Source organism: Citrobacter europaeus, assembly GCF_037482245.1.
Taxonomy (GTDB): Bacteria; Pseudomonadota; Gammaproteobacteria; order Enterobacterales; family Enterobacteriaceae; genus Citrobacter; species Citrobacter europaeus.
Map to the genome: position 1 here is coordinate 137,047 of NZ_CP148084.1, position 17,923 is coordinate 154,969.

Here is a 17,923-nt window from a genome sequence, read left to right on the forward strand (position 1 = left end):
CTACCTTCTGGAGTACGCAATGCCGTGTGAAGAACTGGATATCGTCTGGAAAAACATTAAAGCGGAAGCCCGGGCACTGGCGGAATGTGAGCCAATGCTGGCCAGTTTTTACCACGCAACGCTGCTCAAGCATGAAAATCTCGGCAGTGCGCTAAGCTATATGCTGGCGAATAAACTCGCCTCTCCGATCATGCCTGCCATTGCGATTCGCGAAGTCGTGGAAGAGGCCTACGCCGCCGATCCTGAAATGATTGCCTCAGCGGCCTGTGATATTCAGGCGGTACGTACGCGTGACCCGGCTGTCGATAAATATTCCACCCCACTTCTGTACCTGAAGGGTTTTCATGCGCTTCAGGCCTACCGTATTGGTCACTGGCTGTGGCATCAGGGGCGTCAGGCACTGGCGATCTTCCTGCAAAATCAGGTGTCCGTTAGCTTCCAGGTAGATATTCACCCGGCGGCAAAAATTGGCCGTGGAATCATGCTCGATCACGCCACCGGTATTGTGGTGGGTGAAACCGCCGTGATTGAAAACGACGTCTCTATTTTGCAATCCGTTACGCTCGGCGGGACCGGTAAAGCCGGCGGCGATCGTCATCCGAAAATTCGTGAAGGGGTGATGATTGGCGCGGGCGCGAAAATTCTCGGCAACATTGAAGTCGGACGCGGCGCGAAGATTGGCGCAGGTTCCGTGGTTTTACAGCCGGTCCCCCCGCACACTACCGCGGCAGGCGTTCCGGCACGCATCGTCGGTAAGCCAGACAGCGATAAGCCGTCCATGGATATGGATCAGCATTTCAATGGGATTCATCATACTTTCGAATACGGTGATGGCATCTGATTTCGAGCCATGCCCGGTGGCACTGCGTTTACCGGGCCTACGTGGTATTTGTAGGCCGGATAAGGTGTAGCCGCCATCCGGCATTTAATTCTTTTACGACCGTAATACCGCGCCAGGGTATCCTAACTGGCGCCAGGCCTCATACACCACCACCGACACCGCATTTGACAGGTTCATGCTGCGACTGTCCGGCATCATCGGAATACGAATTTTTTGTTCGGCAGGCAGCGCATCGAGGATGCTGGCTGGCAGGCCGCGGGTTTCCGGGCCAAACATCAGATAATCTCCGTCCTGATAGCTTACCGCGCTATGCGCTGGCGTACCTTTGGTGGTCAGGGCAAACAAACGTTGCGGATGTTCTGCAGCGACGAAGGCGGCGTAATCAGGGTGGCGAAGCACGGCGGTAAATTCATGGTAATCCAGCCCCGCGCGACGCAGGCGCTTATCGTCCCAGGTAAAGCCCATTGGCTCAATAATATGCAGACGAAAGCCGGTGTTGGCGCAAAGACGGATAATATTGCCGGTATTTGGCGGGATTTCTGGTTCGAATAAAACGATGTTAAGCATACTGCCCCCTTAATAACGGGGGGCAGAATAGCAGAAAGAGCCGGTACTATGCGACGGTCAGCGCGTGCGGTTTATAGCGTTGCAGCTTGTAAATCGTCGCGGCAGCGGCGACCAAAGCCGGAAGGCTGAGGAACATTAAGATACTGTCTGCCTGCCATTGCAGGGAAAGCAACTGGGCGCTCATCATCGTTCCGGCTACGCCACCGAAGCGGCCCACGCCCTGCATCCAGGCAATGCCCGTTGCGCGGCAGTGGGTTGGATAAAACGTTGCAGCCAGCGTCTGTAGCCCGGACTGCGCGCCGTTCATAGTAATCCCCATCAGGAAGATCAGTGCGCCGAACAGGATGATATGGTTATGCTCAAAACCGAGGGCGAGGGCAAACAGCATCGTCAGAATAAAGCCGAGTGACACCACTTTATGCGCTTCCCAACGGTCCATTAACCAACCGGCCAGCAGGATCCCTGCGGTACCGCCGAAGGTAAACAGTGACGTCAGCCAGGCGGATTCAGCCAGCGGATAGCCCATGCCCAGCATCAGCGTTGGCATCCAGCTCAGCAGCACGTAATAGATAACCAGCCCCATAAAGTAGGTCGTCCAGAGCATCAGCGTGCCCGGCAGCCAGGGCATACTGAATAGCTGCGCCACGCTGCCTTTTTTGATCGTGACGCGGTCTTCATCCAGATAAAACTGGGTAACCTGTTCCAGATTTCCCGATATAAAACGTTGAGCAATGCGTTTAACCTGTGCCACCCCTTTACCGCGGTGAACCAGATACTTCACCGACTCCGGCAGGAACAGCACCAACAGTACGGTGAGGGCCAGCGGGGCGATCGCACCGGCAAGCAGAACACTGTGCCAGCCGTAATTGGGAATAAGCCAGGAGGAGATTACGCCGCCGCCCGCAGCGCCTAACGGAAAGCCGCAGTACATGGTGTTAATCGCCATTGAACGACAGCGTTTCGGGGCGAATTCTGACACCAGGGTGATGGCGTTGGGCATTGCCGCGCCAAGCCCAAGTCCAGTGAGAAAACGCCAAAATGTGAGCATATTCAGCGTCTGGGCATAGGCGGTTCCCAGACTGGCGAGGCCAAAGAACAGACAGGAAAAGACCAGGACACGCTTACGGCCCATACGATCGGAAATCGGTCCGGCGAGCAGGGCGCCAAATGACAGGCCTAATAGCGCGGCGCTTAACACCGGTCCGAGATCTTGCTTCTTGATGCCCCAGTCGGCTGAGAGCGTGGGAGCAATATAACCCATCGCCGCGGTATCGAAGCCGTCAATGGCTAAAACCAGAAATCCCAGGACAATAATGACCCAATGGAAGCGCGAAAAAGGACTGTCATCTATCGCCTGCTGGATATTCACTTTACCGGAATAAGCCATGTCACCCTCGCCCGTTATGATGGTTGTTATCTGTATAAATCGCTCTTGTATTAGCTTGTATATACATTTGGCAGGTGGATAAAAAGTTGTCAAATATATTGGTTGTAAATGTTAACTGGTCGTTATTTTTGCATAAAAAATGGCCGGGCTGAGAACAGGCCGACCATGCAGAAAACGCGATTTTACGGGGGAGAGTGTTACGCAGCGCTACCCTGGGCCAGAGGCGCTAATGCAGCAGGCAGGCTCTTACCCAGTTCCTGTACCAGCGAATCACCGCTGATTTCGCTAATCGACTTCGCACCGGTCAGGGTCATTGCCACTTTCATCTCTTTCTCGATCAGATTCAGCAGATTCGCCACCCCGGCCTGGCCGTGGGTCGCCAGCGCGTACAGATAGGCCCGCCCCAGCAGTACGCTATCCGCGCCCAGCGCAATCATGCGCACAACGTCCAGACCGTTGCGGATCCCGCTATCGGCCAGAATGGTGATATCGCCCTTCACCGCATCGGCAATGGCGGGCAGCGCGCGAGCAGAAGACAGTACACCATCTAACTGGCGGCCACCATGGTTAGAAACGACAATGCCATCCGCGCCGAAACGGACGGCATCACGAGCATCTTCCGGATCGAGGATCCCTTTGATCACCATCGGGCCGTCCCAGAATTCACGGATCCACTCGAGGTCTTTCCAGGAAATCGACGGATCGAAATTATTCGCCAACCAGCCGATGTAATCCTCAAGGCCGGTGGGTTTGCCAAGATAGGTCGAGATATTGCCTAAATCATGCGGGCGACCGTTCAGGCCAACGTCCCATGCCCACTGTGGATGAGTGGCTGCCTGCCAGTAGCGACGCAGTGCCGCATTTGGACCGCTCATACCGGAATGGGCGTCACGGTAACGTGCGCCGGGCGTAGGCATATCGACGGTAAAGACCAGCGTGGAGCAACCCGCTGCTTTGGCGCGCTCCAGGGCGTTACGCATAAAGCCGCGATCGCGCAGGACATACAGCTGGAACCACATCGGACGCTTGATGGTCGGGGCGACTTCTTCAATAGGACATACGGATACCGTGGAAAGCGTAAACGGAATGCCTTTAGCGTCAGCGGCGGCGGCGGCCTGAACTTCCCCCCGGCGTGCGTACATGCCGCACAGTCCGACAGGCGCGAGGGCCACCGGCATGGAAAGCGTTTCGTTGAACAGCTTTGTTTCCAGGCTCAGGTCGGACATATTCTTCAGCACGCGCTGGCGCAGCGCCACTTCCGACAGGTCTGCCACGTTACGGCGCAAGGTGTGCTCGGCATACGCCCCACCGTCAATATAATGGAACAAGAAGGGGGGTAGGATGCGCTGGGCTGCGGCGCGATAGTCGCTGGCTGCTGAAATAATCATGTGTTGTTCTCCCTGCTATTTTCACCAGAGTCACCGGGCAGGCGGGTGATACGCGCCTGGCGGGCCTGATCTTCATCAAATCGTTTAATCGTGGTGTGGACAAAACTAAGGTGCGCCATCATGGCCTTACGCGCCCCGTCGGCATCGCCGGCGACAATGGCGTCCAGCACTGCCTGATGCTGCGCCGTCAGTTGTGAAAATACGGGGGGCACGAGGTACATACGTTGGCGGCTCTGTTTAACCGAAGACTGCAATACGTCGAAGAAACCGCGCATGGTCTGCAACAGCACCACGTTGTGCGAGGCCTCCGCAATGGCGAGATGAAAGCGCACGTCAGCCTGTGAGGCGAGATCCGGATCTTCGCTTTGCGTGGCGTCGAAACAGAGCCTGATTTTCTCTTTGTCGGCGGCGGTGGCCCGCATCGCTGCGTGCCATGCGGTGCTGGCTTCAATGGCGTGGCGGGCTTCAAGAATATCGAAGCTGTAGTCGGGATCGTCCGCCAGCAGAGTCTTCAGCGGCTGAACGATGTTTTGTTCAGACCAGGCCTCATGCTGCCAGCGGATAAACGTCCCGCCGCCACGACGGCTAATCAGTACGCCTTCGCTCACCAGCTTTGCTAACGCCTCGCGCAGCGAGTTGCGCGAGACGCCGAGCTGTACGGCCAGCTGACGCTCAGCGGGCAACTTCATGCCCGCCTCCAACTGGTGTTCTTCAATCAGCGCCCGCACACGAGATGCGACTTCGTCTGACAGGCGTCTGGGCATCACTATCATGGAATCATCCAGGTTAAGACATAGGCCTGCAGCGTGGTGATCACACCCACCATGCAGGTGAAAATCAGGCTGTGCTTCACGGTAAAGCGGAACAGGTCAGATTCTTTCCCCACTAATCCCACTGCCGCACAGGCAATAGCGATAGATTGTGGAGAGATCATCTTGCCAGTCACGCCGCCGGTGGTATTTGCCGCCACCATCAGTACGTCTGATACGCCGATTTGCTGAGCGGCCGTGGCCTGCAGGGCGGCAAACAGTGCGTTTGATGAGGTGTCGGACCCGGTCAGGAATACCCCCAGCCAGCCGAGGAACGGCGAGAAGAAGGTAAACGCGCTGCCGGTGTGCGCCAGGGCCAATGCCAGGGTTGATGAAAGACCTGAGTAGTTAGAGATAAACGCGAACGCCAGCACCATGCCGATGGAGTAAATAGGCAGCGCCAGATCTTTCAGCGTGCTGCCAAAGGTTTGCAGCGCAGCAGACGGCTTCATCTTCAACCAGACGATAGACAGCAGGGCGGCAAACAGGATCGCGGTACCGGTCGCAGAGAACCAGTCAAATTTGTACACCGCCGCGTAGGCTGTGGCTTCGTGTACGACCGGCGGCATACGGGCAACCAGCTTGTCGAGGAACGGGACTGGAATATTGACCACCCAGTGGTACATCGCGCCGCCGGGCGCAAACAGCGCTTTAAACGGCGGTATGCTCCACAGCGTGACGGTGGCGGTCAGGAACAGGAACGGAGACCAGGCGCGTACCACTTGTCCTGCGGTGTAGCGGGTGCGCGACAGGTCCATATCGACCTGCGAAGCGCCCATATCGCCAAAGCGGAAGATGCGTACTGGCTGCCAGCGTTTCAGGAACAGCGTCAGGCAGACCAGCGAAACCAGAGAAGAGATGATGTCTGGCAGCTCCGGTCCGATAAAGTTAGAGCTGAGATACTGCGCGATAGCAAACGAGCCTCCAGCGACCATCACCGCAGGCCAGGTCTCTTTTACGCCGCGCCAGCCATCCATAATCGCCATAATCCAGAACAGCACGATAATGGTCAGGAACGGCAGCTGACGGCCCACCATCTGGCCAATCTCGAAGCTGTCCAGTCCGGTCACCTGACCGGCAACCAGAATCGGAATGCCCATTGCGCCAAAAGCGACCGGCGCAGTATTTACGATCAAGCACAAACCTGCCGCGTACAGTGGGTTAAAGCCGAGGCCTACCAGCAGCGCGGCGGTAATCGCTACCGGAGCGCCAAAGCCTGCTGCTCCTTCGAGGAAGGCACCAAAGGAGAAACCGACAATCAGCATTTGCAGACGCTGGTCCGGGGTAATCGAGAGTATCGATGAGCGGATGATGTCGAACTGTCCGGTTTTCACCGAGATTTTATAGACGAATACCGCGGCGATAATGATCCAGGCAATCGGCCACAAACCATAGAAGAAGCCGTAGACCACGGAAGCCAGAGCGTGATCGACCGGCATTTTGTAAAACAGCAGGGCGACCGACAAAGCAATCACCACCGTCCATGATGCCGCAACATAGCCTTTCAGCTTGAGCTTAATCAGGGCGAAGAAAAAGAACAGGATAGGGAGCGATGCGATCAAACTGGAAAGCCAGATGTTACCGGCCGGGTCGTAGTTCTGTTGCCAGAGATTCATTGCAGGTCTCCTGGGGGCCGCCGACATAATGGAATGAGTCTGTGCTCATCTCCAGGTCACATTATGTGTAAAAGTGGCCCTGCCAATATTGTTGTGTAGGGGTAATGACAATGAATGGTTAATCAAATGTTATCTATTGGCAACGGTATTGTACGCGCATTTTAATGAAATGTGAGGTGCTGGTAGGATCTGACTGAAATTGGTAGGGCCAATTGCGAGGGGAAATGAAGGACCGGGCAAGCGGATGTTGCCCGGTGGGAGATTAGAACTCGCTCTTCGCGAAGCCCGTCATCTCTTTCAGGCCCATTTCACGGCCAAGCTCGGTCATCGGGTGAACGACAATCAGGCCGCGCACGCTCTTCTTCAGCTTGCCCATATCCGCCTGCTCTTTTTTGGTGATGGCGCGACGGAAAGGGAGTTTCGTCAGCTTTTGCGCTTCTTTGCTCAGCTTCTGGCCATGGACTTCACGCAGACGCGCAATCTCGGTTTCCAGAGTTTCTTTCTCTTGTTCCAGCTCGGCATATTTGTCGGCGGCCTCAACCAGAGACAGGTCAGCCTGCTGGTGGCGGATAGCGTCCAGACGATCGCTCAGGCGTTTAATTTCGTTTTTTTCGACTTCTTTCATAGGATAGCTTCTGATAAAAATAGGATGAATATCCTATAGTATGCGCGCAGAGCGGGATTATTCACAACTAATCGAAGATAAATAATCAAATGCCGCAAGTATTATTCAGCTAATGGAAATACTACAATTTTGATTAATAAGGAATTTTAAGCGATAAGATCGGCCATGGCGCTTTTTATTGGCGGGTTCATAGTGAAGCACGTTTTCCTCAATGTAATTGCCCAACCGATCCTAAACTTAAATGATCAACCGCGCAGGCTGAGCGTGGTTAATACATGGAGGAGGGAAGATTATGGCGAAAATAGGTGAGAACGTTTCGGTCCTTATTGATAAGACGGTCGATTTTATGGCTTCAAGCCAGGCTTTTCGCGAGTATCTGAATAAAACACCACCGCGCAACGTTGTCCCTTCTGAAATACCGCAGGAGAATGCGCAGCTGTATCTGCAACGTCTGGCGTACTATCGGCAGCTTTATCGACCGCAGCAGGAAGAGAAGTAAGCCTGCAGGGTCTTATTTTTGAAAGGCTTTTTTTAAGCTGATTTTAGAAATCAGCTCGGTCAGGGAAAGTACCATCGTGGAGCGCACCATCTGCTGGTAGCGCTGGATCTGCATCGCGTGCAGACCTGAGTCTGAGGTATCAAACTGCGGTGGCGGCGGGAGTGCCGTCACGCAGTGGAGTTCGCCAAACGGACCAAGAATTTCGTCGTCGGTGAACGCATATTCATTGCCGTCATGGTTTAACTCTTCCCGCAGCGCCATCAGAAGCTCCGCGTCTTCATACTCCGGCCGGCTGAGTACGCCCAGACCGTAGATGAGCTTCAGGCGAACGGAAAGATCGCCCAGCGGACCGTCGCCGTCAAGCAGCGGTTCTACAGCATATTTCACCGCATAGTCGTCTTTGCGAAATACCTGAAGCACAAGAATATTCACCGCCTCGGTGAGCAGTTCTACGGCGGTGATGAGGAAGCTGCGTACGGTTTTGCCAGCATTCAGACGCTCAAGCACACGATTTTCAAAGGCCTGCGTTTGTTCCATTATTGCCTGCATATCTGACAATCTGTCATTTGGGCGCAGGCTGACCTGCGCCACATTCTCTATCATTTGGTCGCGTTATATGCGTTAACCGCCTCCGCCACCACATCACTGTTGGCATCCAGGCCGGAGATCTGCGCCAGCGCGGCCTGTGGACCTTTTTCGTCAATCAGCGCGGCCAGTTCCTGTGCCTGCGGATCTTCCTCACTGCGATAGTGCATTGCAGCAGCAATACCGGTGACCAGATTGGCGTGCGGTAGAGCATACTCCAGCGTGCCCAGCAGCGGTTTAATCAGACGATCGCCCGCGCTCAGCTTACGCAGCGGCTGACGACCCACGCGCTCAACGTCATCTTTCAGATACGGGTTTTCAAAGCGACCGAGGATTTTCTGAATGTATGCCGCATGTTTTGCTGCATCAAAGCCATAGCGTTTGATCAGTACCGCGCCGCTCTCTTCCATCGCACCTTTTACCACTGCGCGGATTTTCTCGTCGAGAATCGCGTCACGGATGGTCTGATGACCGGTCAATTTTCCGAGGTACGCGGTTATAGCATGCCCGGTGTTCAGCGTGAAGAGTTTACGTTCGACAAATGCCATCAGGTTATCAGTTAATTCCATTCCCGGGATGTTCGGCAATCCGCCTTTAAACTGCGTTTTGTCGACAATCCACTCACTGAAGGTTTCAACGGTAACTTCCAGCGGGTCATTGGTCGCAGAGGCTGAAGGAGGAACAATACGGTCCACGGCGGAATCGACGAAGCCAACATGTTCTTCAACCCAGGCTTTGTCTTCATCTGCCAGCGCGTTCATTACATGGCCTTTCAACTGGGTCGTTCCGCGCACCATGTTTTCACAGGCGATGATATTTAGCGGAGTAGCTATGCCCTGTGCCTTGCGTTTAACCAGCCCTTTGGCGATGGCCGGAGCGATGCGCTCAAGCACGACCGGACCGACGGCGGTAGTGACTAAATCTACATGGGCAATCAGGTCGACGACATCATCGCCGATGCTGCTCACGGCGTTGACGCCGGAGACGGTATCAACTTGCTCGTTTTCACCCACCACATGAACCTGATAGCTATGACGGGCATTCAGGGCATCGAGCACGACCTGGTTTACATCCGCGAACGTCAGCTGTATCCCCGCGTCCGCCAGCAATTTGCCGATAAAGCCACGACCGATATTACCTGCGCCAAAATGTAATGCTTTCATAGTATTAACCTTCATTAATGTTTTTACCCAAGAGGGCTGGGGTGAGGCTTTTCCCTCAACCTAACCCTCTCCACAAGGGAGAGGATATCGCCTTCATATTTCGAACTGCAGATGCGTTGGCTCTCCTCGCTCACCCCAGTCACGTACTTATGTACGCTCCTGGGGATTCACTGCGTTGCCGCCTTCCTGCAGCTCGAACTATTTTGGAGATACTTAAGCGTTAAGCTTTTTTACCCGCCAGCAGTTCCAGAACTTCATCCACGCTGGTGGTATGGGCCAGACGTTCGATCACAGATTCATCATCCAGAGCGTTGGTCAGGCTGGTAATCACCTGGATGTGCTCGTTGTTACGTGCTGCGATACCAATAACCAGGCGGGCAATATCGTCTTCTTCTTCACCGAAGCGAACGCCTTCCGGGTATTGGCAGAACACCACACCGGTTTTCAGCACGCGGTCTTTGGCTTCAACCGTACCGTGCGGTACTGCGATGGACTCGCCGAGGTAAGTCGGGGTCAGTTTTTCGCGGTCCAGCATCGCCTCAACGTATTCTGGCTCAACGTAACCACCTTTCACCAGTTGCTCACCGGCAAAGCGAATCGCTTCCTCTTTGTTAGTGGCTTTACGGCCAAGGAAGATATTCTCCGCACCCAGCTTGAACAGGTGGGTATCACCCTCTTCAAAGCTGTCTTTCAGGTGATCGCGGACTTTCACTTCATTCACGTTGTGGCGCTGTGCCGCAACCAGACGTTCGGTCAGGCTGGAGTACAGACCGCTGTCGAGGAAGTTGGTCAGCGAAATGTGCTGTGCCTGAGGCACCTGGCGCATCGCACGTTCGGTCAGGTCACGGTGGGTAATGACCAGATCCACATCCGGCGGCAGATTGTTAATCGCGCTGTTGGTGACAGAAATCTGAGACAGACCGGCATCCTGCACTTTCTTACGCAGTACGCCCGCACCCATGGCACTGGAACCCATACCGGCATCGCAGGCAACGATGATTTTACGCACATGGCTCAGGTCGTTAGTCACGTCGCCAGCCGCCAGCGGAGATGCGCCTTTAGATTCCGCTTTCATGTCGTGCATACGACGTGTGGCAGCATCAATGTCATCATCTTCTTTCACTTTGCTGGTTTTCAGCAGAATGGCTGAGACTACAAAGGAGACCGCCATTGCTGCACAGATAGCGGCGATGTTAGCGAAGTAAGCCCCCTTCGGCGTCATTGCCAGCACGGCCAGGATAGAACCCGGAGAGGCCGGAGAAACCAGACCGCCGTTCAGGATAGTCAGGGTAAATACGCCAGTCATACCGCCGAGGATAACGGCCAGGATCAGACGTGGGTTCATCAGCACGTACGGGAAGTAAATTTCGTGGATACCACCCAGGAAGTGAATGATTGCCGCGCCGCCCGCAGACTGCTTAGCGCTGCCGCGACCGAAGAACATGTATGCCAGCAGGACGCCCATACCCGGACCCGGGTTAGCTTCAATCAGGAAGAAGATGGATTTGCCCATCTCATGGGATTGCTGAATACCCAGCGGTGAGAAAATACCGTGGTTGATGGCGTTATTGAGGAACAGGATTTTCGCCGGTTCAACGAAGATAGACGCCAGCGGCAGCATGTCATGGACAACCATGAAGTTAACGCCTGCCGCCAGGATTTTGGACAGTGCTTCAACCAATGGGCCAATGCCAAGGAATGCCAGAATGGCGAGGATCATCCCGATGATGCCTGCGGAGAAGTTATTCACCAGCATCTCAAAACCGGACTTGATCTTACCGTCTACCCAGTTGTCGAAATGTTTGATAGCCCAGCCGCCCAGCGGACCTGCGATCATCGCGCCGAGGAACATTGGCATATCAGCACCGACGATAACGCCCATGGTGGTGATAGCACCAACCACGCCGCCACGCTCGCCGCCAACCAGCTTACCACCGGTATAACCGATCAGTAGCGGCAGCAGATAGGTGATCATTGGGCCGACAAGCTTCGCCAGCGTTTCGTTCGGCAACCACCCTGTCGGAATGAATAATGCGGTGATAATACCCCACGCGATAAACGCGCCGATATTTGGCATCACCATGTTGCTGAGGAATCGACCAAAGCTTTGCACCTTGATCTTAATATCGGATGACATAAAAACACCCCTTCTTATGTTTGCTATCGCGCAGGCTGAAAGCCCGAGGTTTGTTAATGTAGCGGCAGGAGGTAGCCGGACCCTGTAGATACTGCGAAATCTGGCACTGAATCGTTCAACTGTCCAGTCGATGCCTTTTTGTGTGACTTCCGTCACGTAAATATAGGGTGTGGGGCGCTAGTTAATGTGATCTTAATCACAAAATACCGGTACAAAAAAACATCGCTGGATCAAAATTCGCCAAAAACGAGGGGTAAATGTGAACTGATTCACATTTTTGCTTTTGCTGTTTGTTGAATCTTTGTGATGTAGATCGCAAAGTATTTTTATCTGCATTTGCCCGGATGTGATCTACAGCAGGTTCTACCCCCGACATTTTTATTGCAAAAGAAAGCAACTTCTCACCAGAAAAAATATTTTTTTTGTGGTATGGCGAAAACCCCAAACTGCAGTTATGTTCAAAACATCAGCCTGGGTGCATACGGCTGCCGGCATAAAAAAACTCTAATTAGCGTGAATTCGAGGCAGGTATGTTTCTTAATTATTTCGCGTTGGGCGTGCTGATCTTCGTATTTCTGGTGCTGTTTTATGGAATCATCGCCATCCATGATATCCCATATAACATGGCTAAGAAGCGCAACCATCCTCATGCCGATGCCATCCACACGGCGGGATGGGTGAGTCTTTTTACATTGCATGTTATTTGGCCATTCCTGTGGATTTGGGCGACGCTCTACCAGCCTGAGCGTGGCTGGGGCATGCAGTCACACATCACGTCGACCGGAAAGGATCCAGACCCCGAGATTGCTGCGCTGGCAGCGCGCATCAGCCAGTTGGAAAAAAGACTGGATGGGGAGAATAAAACCGATAACTCCACCTTTCCGGAGATTTAATCATGGATCTGTTGATTGTCCTGACCTACGTGGCATTCGCCTGGGCCATCTTTAAAATATTTCGTATTCCGGTCAACCAATGGACGCTTGCAACCGCTGCATTAGGCGGCGTGTTTATTGTGGCGGGACTTATTTTATTAATGAACTATAACCACCCGTATACCTTTACGGCGCAAAAAGCGGTTATTTCAATTCCTGTTACCCCGCAGGTCACGGGAATTGTTAGTGAGGTGACAGATAAAAATAATCAGCTGATTAAAAAAGGCGAGGTGTTATTTAAACTCGATCCTGTGCGTTATCAGGCGCGGGTTGACAGACTCCAGGCAGACCTGGTGACCGCGACGCATAATATCGACAATCTGAAAGCACAGCTGTCGGAAGCGGTCGCTAATACCACCCGCGTGTCTGCGGAACGTGACCGCCTGTATAAGGATTATCAACGCTATTTGAAGGGCAGCCAGGCGAGGGTAAACCCATTCTCTGAAAGCGATATCGACAACGCCCGGCAAAACTATCTGGCCCAGGATGCGCTGGTCAAAGGATCGGTTGCGGAACAGACACAGATTCAAAGCCAGTTAGACAGTATGGTCAACGGGGAGCAATCTCAGGTTGCGTCTCTGCGCGCTCAGCTCGCTGAAGCCAAATACAATCTTGAGCAGACTATCGTCCGTGCCCCCAGCAACGGCTATGTTACGCAGGTGCTTATTCGTCCCGGGACCTACGCTGCCGCGCTGCCTCTGCGCCCGGTGATGGTGTTTATTCCGGAACAGAAACGACAAATCGTGGCGCAATTCCGCCAGAACTCGCTGTTGCGCCTGAAACCGGGCGATGAAGCGGAAGTGGTGTTTAATGCGCTACCAGGTCAGGTTTTCTCCGCTAAGTTGACCTCCATTCTGCCGGTTGTGCCGGGCGGTTCTTATCAGGCCCAGGGGGCATTACAATCCTTAACGGTGGTGCCGGGTACCGATGGGGTGCTGGCCACGATTGAACTGGATCCTAATGCCGATGTGGATGCGTTGCCGGACGGTATCTATGCCCAGGTGGCGGTCTATTCTGACCATTTCGCCCACGTGTCGGTGATGCGTAAAGTGTTGCTGCGCATGACCAGTTGGATGCATTACCTTTATTTGGATCATTGAGATCGTCATCACCTGCCATTTACGGCGACCTGAGCCATACTGATATTTTTGTTGGCAAAAAGGACCCGGCATGAAACTCATCGGCAGCTATACCAGCCCTTTTGTGCGTAAAATTTCTATTCTGTTACTGGAAAAGGGCATCACCTTCGAATTTGTGAATGAACTTCCCTATAACGCGGATAGCGGCGTGGCGCGCTATAACCCGCTAGGAAAAGTGCCCGCGCTGGTCACCGATGAGGGCGAGTACTGGTTTGACTCCCCGATCATTGCGGAATATATCGAGCTGCTGGATATTGCGCCAGCTATGCTGCCGCGTGAACCGCTGGCGGCGCTGAAGGTACGCCAGTTGGAAGCGCTGGCAGACGGCATTATGGATGCGGGTTTAGTCTCGGTGCGTGAGCAGGCTCGCCCCGCCGCGCAGCAGTCAGAAACGGAACTGTTACGCCAGCGGGAAAAGATTACCCGTAGTCTGGATATGCTGGAGGGCTATCTGGCGGACGGTACGCTGAAAACGGATACGGTTAACCTGGCAACCATTGCGATTGCTTGTGCCGTCGGTTATCTCAATTTCCGTCGGGTCGCGCCCGGCTGGTGTGTTGATCGCCCGCGCCTGGTCAAACTGGTGGAAACGCTCTTTCAACGCGAAAGTTTTGCCCGTACAGAACCGCCAAAGGCTTGATGCACATTTACACTTCATCCTTCAAGCTGCCTCTTTGTTGGCAGCGTTTCTTCGCCCCAGTTACGTACTATTCGTACGCACCTGGGGACTCATTCTCTTGCCGCCTCGATGCATCTTGAATGATATTGTGTATGTATGTCCGCCTGAGCAAAGTCACGGTACAATCCTTCCTATATCGATATCCCTCTCCACGGTGGAGAGGGCCACCAACAGCCAGGCCCTTTCATGACAACCGACATGCGTTCACTCTACAGCCAGCTTCCCGCTATCGATCGTTTATTGCGCGATAGCGCCTTCCCAGCCTTACGTGAGTCTCACGGTCATACCCGAGTGGTTGACCTGCTGCGTCATATGCTCGACGAAGCCAGAGAAGCCATCCGCGACACGCACGCGCTCCCGGCATGGTGTGAGGACTGGGCGCAAGAAGCCAGCGCCCGGCTGGAACGAGAATCGCAAAGCGCGCTGCGTCCGGTGATTAACCTGACCGGCACGGTGCTGCACACCAACCTTGGTCGCGCGTCGCAGGCAGAAGAAGCGATCGAGGCGGTGGTGCAGGCGATGCGCACGCCGGTGACGCTGGAATACAGCCTGGATGATGCCGGGCGTGGACATCGGGATCGGGCCCTGGCGGATTTACTCTGCCGTCTGACGGGGGCGGAAGACGCCTGTATCGTTAATAACAATGCAGCAGCGGTTTTACTGATGTTGGCCGCCACGGCTAACGGCAAAGAGGTGGTCGTTTCACGCGGCGAACTGGTAGAAATTGGCGGCGCGTTTCGTATTCCGGACGTTATGTGCCAGGCCGGATGTATGCTGCGCGAAGTGGGTACCACCAACCGGACCCATGCGAAAGATTACCGTCAGGCGGTGAATGAAAACACCGGGCTGCTGATGAAGGTGCATACCAGTAATTACAGCATTGAAGGCTTTACGAAGTCGGTGGGTGAGGCTGAGCTGGCCGCTATTGGTAAGGAGCTGGATGTACCGGTGGTGGCGGATCTCGGCAGCGGCTCGCTGGTCGATCTCGGCCAGTATGGACTGCCGCAGGAGCCGATGCCGCAGCAACTGATTGCCGCTGGCGTCAGTCTGGTGAGCTTTTCTGGCGATAAATTACTGGGCGGGCCGCAGGCCGGGATCATCGTCGGTAAAAAAGAGATGATCGCTCGCTTACAGAGCCATCCGCTGAAACGTGCGTTACGGGCAGACAAAATGACGCTGGCTGCGCTGGAAGCGACGCTGCGGCTTTATCTGCACCCGGAAGCACTGGCGACGAAGCTGCCGACGCTACGCCAGCTCACCCGTTCGCAAGAGGCTGTCCACGCGCAGGCCCAACAATTACAGGCACGGCTTGCTGAGCATTACGGCGACGAATTCGCCCTGAATGTGATGCCTTGCCTGTCGCAGATTGGCAGCGGCTCGCTACCTGTTGATAGGCTGCCCAGCGCGGCATTAACCTTTACCCCCCACGACGGGCGCGGTAGCCGCCTTGAAGCGCTGGCCGCTCGCTGGCGTACGTTGCCCGTGCCGATCATTGGGCGAATTTATGATGGTCGCATGTGGCTGGATCTGCGCTGCCTTGAAGACGAGACCCGGTTTATGGAGATGATGCTGAAATGATTATTGCAACCGCCGGACACGTTGACCACGGAAAAACAACGTTATTACAGGCGATTACCGGCGTGAATGCCGACCGTCTGCCGGAAGAAAAAAAGCGCGGCATGACCATCGATCTCGGCTATGCCTACTGGCCGCAGCCGGACGGACGGATACTGGGATTTATCGATGTTCCGGGACACGAAAAGTTTTTGTCCAACATGCTGGCAGGTGTCGGCGGGATTGACCACGCGCTGCTGGTGGTGGCGTGTGATGATGGCGTGATGGCGCAAACGCGTGAGCATTTGCAAATTTTGCAACTGACGGGTAATCCGCAGATCACCGTGGCGCTCACGAAAGCCGACCGCGTGGATGAGGATCGCATCAACGCGGTACGTGCCGAGGTGCACACCACGCTTGAGAATTATGGTTTCGCCGGTGCGGTTCTGTTCGTGACGGCCGCCAGTGAAGGTCGTGGGATTGAAGAACTGCGCGAGCATTTGCTGCAATTAACGTCGCGCGAGCATGCCTGCGATCGCAGCTTTCGCCTGGCGATTGACCGTGCCTTTACGGTCAAAGGCGCGGGGCTGGTGGTGACCGGGACGGCGCTTAGCGGTGAAGTGAATATCGGTGACACGCTGTGGCTCACGGGCGTCAACAAACCGATGCGCGTACGTAGCCTGCATGCGCAAAATCAGGCCACCGAACGCGCGCAGGCGGGGCAACGTATCGCGCTGAATATTGCCGGCGATGCGCAAAAAGAAGAACTTAACCGCGGCGACTGGCTACTTTCCGATGCGCCGCCGGAGGCTTTTACCCGCGTAATTGTTTCTTTAGAACATGCCGCGCCGCTGATGCAGTGGCAACCGCTGCATATTCACCACGCGGCCAGTCATGTAACCGGGCGAATCTCGCTGCTTGAAGGAACGCTGGCGGAACTGGTGTTTGATACACCGCTCTGGCTTGCTGATAACGACCGTCTGGTGCTGCGCGATATTTCTGCCCGCACGACGCTAGCAGGTGCGCGCGTGGTAACGCTCAATCCGCCGCGTCGCGGGAAACGTAAGCCGGAATATCTGCAGTGGCTGTCGGCGCTGGAAAAGGCGCAGAGTGACGGCGACGCCCTGGCGCTGCATCTGACGCGTGGGGCGGTGAATATTCCTGATTTCGCCTGGGCGCGCCAGCTCAACGGCAACGGGATGCGTCCGTTGATTGAGCAACATGGTTTTATTCAGGCGGGATACAGCCTGTTGAATGCTCCCGTTGCGGCGCGCTGGCAGCGAAAAGTCCTCGATACGCTGGCGACCTACCACGAACAGCACCGTGATGAGCCAGGGCCTGGACGCGAACGTCTGCGGCGTATGGCTTTGCCGATGGAAGACGAAGCGCTGGTCTTGCTGCTGATTGAAAAGATGCGCGAGAGCGGTGCCATCCATAGCCATCATGGCTGGCTGCATTTGCCGGATCACAAGGCGGGTTTCAGCGATGAGCAGCAGGCAATCTGGCTAAAAGCAGAACCGCTTTTTGGCGATGAGCCGTGGTGGGTACGCGATCTGGCAAAACAGACGGGTACGGATGAGCAGATGATGCGCGTGGCGTTACGACAAGCGGCACAGCAAGGCATTATTACCGCGATCGTTAAAGATCGCTATTACCGTAACGATCGGATTGTGGCCTTTGCCAATATGATCCGCGAGCTGGATCAGGAACGGGGATCGACCTGTGCGGCTGATTTCCGCGACAGGCTGAACGTTGGGCGCAAATTGGCTATTCAGATTCTGGAATATTTTGACCGCATTGGTTTTACGCGTCGCCGGGGAAATGATCATTTATTACGCGATGCGTTATTGTTTCCGGAAAAATAATGAAACAATTAATTCATGGTTTAAATGAATTAATACAAAATATATGTTGATTGAAATAAGCACATTAGATTCTAAGCCTAATGTGCTTTTTTATTTATGGTGTTATTAAAATAACCACCACGATCATATTTTGTTGA

Annotated in this window: 16 protein-coding genes; 7 read left to right on the plus strand and 9 right to left on the minus strand. The window is 54.5% G+C overall.

Features of this window, described 5'->3' with window-relative positions; all coding sequences use genetic code 11:
* Positions 1-19: 19 nt before the first annotated feature.
* Positions 20-841, plus strand: coding sequence for a serine O-acetyltransferase (gene cysE / locus WHR59_RS00670; RefSeq protein WP_016154965.1), 822 nt, complete (start codon positions 20-22; stop codon positions 839-841).
* Between the two features lie 93 nt (positions 842-934).
* On the opposite strand, the gene trmL is transcribed toward cysE, so the two are convergent.
* The 6 genes from trmL to WHR59_RS00700 form a co-directional block, all read right to left on the minus strand.
* Positions 935-1,408 (minus strand): tRNA (uridine(34)/cytosine(34)/5-carboxymethylaminomethyluridine(34)-2'-O)-methyltransferase TrmL, encoded by a 474-nt coding sequence (gene trmL / locus WHR59_RS00675; protein WP_043018725.1) that lies wholly within the window; start codon positions 1,406-1,408, stop codon positions 935-937.
* Between the two features lie 46 nt (positions 1,409-1,454).
* Entirely contained in the window at positions 1,455-2,795 is a 1,341-nt protein-coding gene (locus tag WHR59_RS00680) for an aromatic acid/H+ symport family MFS transporter (RefSeq protein ID WP_338843521.1), read from the minus strand.
* A 197-nt stretch (positions 2,796-2,992) separates the two neighbouring features.
* A complete protein-coding gene (gene lldD / locus WHR59_RS00685; protein ID WP_043018724.1) occupies positions 2,993-4,183 on the minus strand; it encodes an FMN-dependent L-lactate dehydrogenase LldD in 1,191 nt (396 codons plus the stop codon).
* Positions 4,180-4,956 carry a transcriptional regulator LldR gene (lldR, locus tag WHR59_RS00690; RefSeq protein ID WP_338843522.1) on the minus strand — a complete coding sequence of 259 codons (777 nt, stop codon included), beginning with the start codon at positions 4,954-4,956 and terminating at the stop codon, positions 4,180-4,182. The genes lldD and lldR overlap by 4 nt, the downstream gene beginning before the upstream one ends.
* The gene (gene lldP / locus WHR59_RS00695) at positions 4,953-6,608 is read right to left on the minus strand and encodes an L-lactate permease (protein ID WP_003827332.1); all 1,656 of its coding nucleotides are present in this window, start codon (positions 6,606-6,608) and stop codon (positions 4,953-4,955) included. Before lldP ends, lldR begins: the two co-directional genes overlap by 4 nt.
* A gap of 262 nt (positions 6,609-6,870) precedes the next feature.
* Positions 6,871-7,233: a YibL family ribosome-associated protein gene (locus tag WHR59_RS00700; RefSeq protein ID WP_043018722.1), complete on the minus strand. Its 363-nt coding sequence runs from the start codon at positions 7,231-7,233 to the stop codon at positions 6,871-6,873.
* Positions 7,234-7,525: 292 nt separating this feature from the next.
* Between WHR59_RS00700 and WHR59_RS00705 the strand changes: the two genes are divergently transcribed.
* Positions 7,526-7,732 carry a hypothetical protein gene (locus WHR59_RS00705; protein ID WP_003827334.1) on the plus strand — a complete coding sequence of 69 codons (207 nt, stop codon included), beginning with the start codon at positions 7,526-7,528 and terminating at the stop codon, positions 7,730-7,732.
* A gap of 12 nt (positions 7,733-7,744) precedes the next feature.
* Here WHR59_RS00705 and mtlR read toward each other — a convergent pair whose 3' ends face one another.
* From mtlR to mtlA, 3 genes are all read right to left on the minus strand, one after another.
* Positions 7,745-8,335, minus strand: coding sequence for a mannitol operon repressor MtlR (gene mtlR, locus WHR59_RS00710; protein WP_005120486.1), 591 nt, complete (start codon positions 8,333-8,335; stop codon positions 7,745-7,747).
* Positions 8,332-9,480 (minus strand): mannitol-1-phosphate 5-dehydrogenase, encoded by a 1,149-nt coding sequence (mtlD, locus tag WHR59_RS00715; protein ID WP_338843523.1) that lies wholly within the window; start codon positions 9,478-9,480, stop codon positions 8,332-8,334. The genes mtlR and mtlD overlap by 4 nt, the downstream gene beginning before the upstream one ends.
* A 220-nt stretch (positions 9,481-9,700) precedes the next feature.
* Positions 9,701-11,617, minus strand: a complete 1,917-nt coding sequence (mtlA, locus tag WHR59_RS00720; RefSeq protein ID WP_043018718.1) for a PTS mannitol transporter subunit IICBA — start codon at positions 11,615-11,617, stop codon at positions 9,701-9,703.
* Positions 11,618-12,147: 530 nt separating this feature from the next.
* Here mtlA and WHR59_RS00725 point away from each other — a divergent pair.
* From WHR59_RS00725 to selB, 5 genes are all read left to right on the plus strand, one after another.
* A complete protein-coding gene (locus WHR59_RS00725; protein ID WP_043018717.1) occupies positions 12,148-12,510 on the plus strand; it encodes a DUF3302 domain-containing protein in 363 nt (120 codons plus the stop codon).
* Between the two features lie 2 nt (positions 12,511-12,512).
* The gene (locus WHR59_RS00730; RefSeq protein WP_047407893.1) at positions 12,513-13,649 is read left to right on the plus strand and encodes an HlyD family secretion protein; all 1,137 of its coding nucleotides are present in this window, start codon (positions 12,513-12,515) and stop codon (positions 13,647-13,649) included.
* Between the two features lie 70 nt (positions 13,650-13,719).
* Positions 13,720-14,328 carry a glutathione S-transferase gene (locus WHR59_RS00735; protein ID WP_075145483.1) on the plus strand — a complete coding sequence of 203 codons (609 nt, stop codon included), beginning with the start codon at positions 13,720-13,722 and terminating at the stop codon, positions 14,326-14,328.
* A 225-nt stretch (positions 14,329-14,553) separates the two neighbouring features.
* Positions 14,554-15,945: an L-seryl-tRNA(Sec) selenium transferase gene (selA, locus tag WHR59_RS00740; RefSeq protein ID WP_043018714.1), complete on the plus strand. Its 1,392-nt coding sequence runs from the start codon at positions 14,554-14,556 to the stop codon at positions 15,943-15,945.
* Positions 15,942-17,786 carry a selenocysteine-specific translation elongation factor gene (selB, locus tag WHR59_RS00745; protein ID WP_043018713.1) on the plus strand — a complete coding sequence of 615 codons (1,845 nt, stop codon included), beginning with the start codon at positions 15,942-15,944 and terminating at the stop codon, positions 17,784-17,786. The genes selA and selB overlap by 4 nt, the downstream gene beginning before the upstream one ends.
* Positions 17,787-17,923 lie beyond the last annotated feature (137 nt).

Excerpts from the sequence above, each read along its gene's own strand:
- WHR59_RS00680 (WP_338843521.1), bottom strand. The coding sequence starts at position 2,795 with ATGGCTTATTCCGGTAAAGTGAATATCCAGCAGGCGATAGATGACAGT.
- lldP (WP_003827332.1), bottom strand. The coding sequence starts at position 6,608 with ATGAATCTCTGGCAACAGAACTACGACCCGGCCGGTAACATCTGGCTT.
- cysE (WP_016154965.1), top strand. The coding sequence starts at position 20 with ATGCCGTGTGAAGAACTGGATATCGTCTGGAAAAACATTAAAGCGGAA.
- WHR59_RS00735 (WP_075145483.1), top strand. The coding sequence starts at position 13,720 with ATGAAACTCATCGGCAGCTATACCAGCCCTTTTGTGCGTAAAATTTCT.
- lldR (WP_338843522.1), bottom strand. The coding sequence starts at position 4,956 with ATGATAGTGATGCCCAGACGCCTGTCAGACGAAGTCGCATCTCGTGTG.
- lldD (WP_043018724.1), bottom strand. The coding sequence starts at position 4,183 with ATGATTATTTCAGCAGCCAGCGACTATCGCGCCGCAGCCCAGCGCATC.
- selB (WP_043018713.1), top strand. The coding sequence starts at position 15,942 with ATGATTATTGCAACCGCCGGACACGTTGACCACGGAAAAACAACGTTA.
- WHR59_RS00730 (WP_047407893.1), top strand. The coding sequence starts at position 12,513 with ATGGATCTGTTGATTGTCCTGACCTACGTGGCATTCGCCTGGGCCATC.
- mtlD (WP_338843523.1), bottom strand. The coding sequence starts at position 9,480 with ATGAAAGCATTACATTTTGGCGCAGGTAATATCGGTCGTGGCTTTATC.
- selA (WP_043018714.1), top strand. The coding sequence starts at position 14,554 with ATGACAACCGACATGCGTTCACTCTACAGCCAGCTTCCCGCTATCGAT.
- mtlA (WP_043018718.1), bottom strand. The coding sequence starts at position 11,617 with ATGTCATCCGATATTAAGATCAAGGTGCAAAGCTTTGGTCGATTCCTC.
- trmL (WP_043018725.1), bottom strand. The coding sequence starts at position 1,408 with ATGCTTAACATCGTTTTATTCGAACCAGAAATCCCGCCAAATACCGGC.
- WHR59_RS00705 (WP_003827334.1), top strand. The coding sequence starts at position 7,526 with ATGGCGAAAATAGGTGAGAACGTTTCGGTCCTTATTGATAAGACGGTC.
- mtlR (WP_005120486.1), bottom strand. The coding sequence starts at position 8,335 with ATGATAGAGAATGTGGCGCAGGTCAGCCTGCGCCCAAATGACAGATTG.
- WHR59_RS00700 (WP_043018722.1), bottom strand. The coding sequence starts at position 7,233 with ATGAAAGAAGTCGAAAAAAACGAAATTAAACGCCTGAGCGATCGTCTG.
- WHR59_RS00725 (WP_043018717.1), top strand. The coding sequence starts at position 12,148 with ATGTTTCTTAATTATTTCGCGTTGGGCGTGCTGATCTTCGTATTTCTG.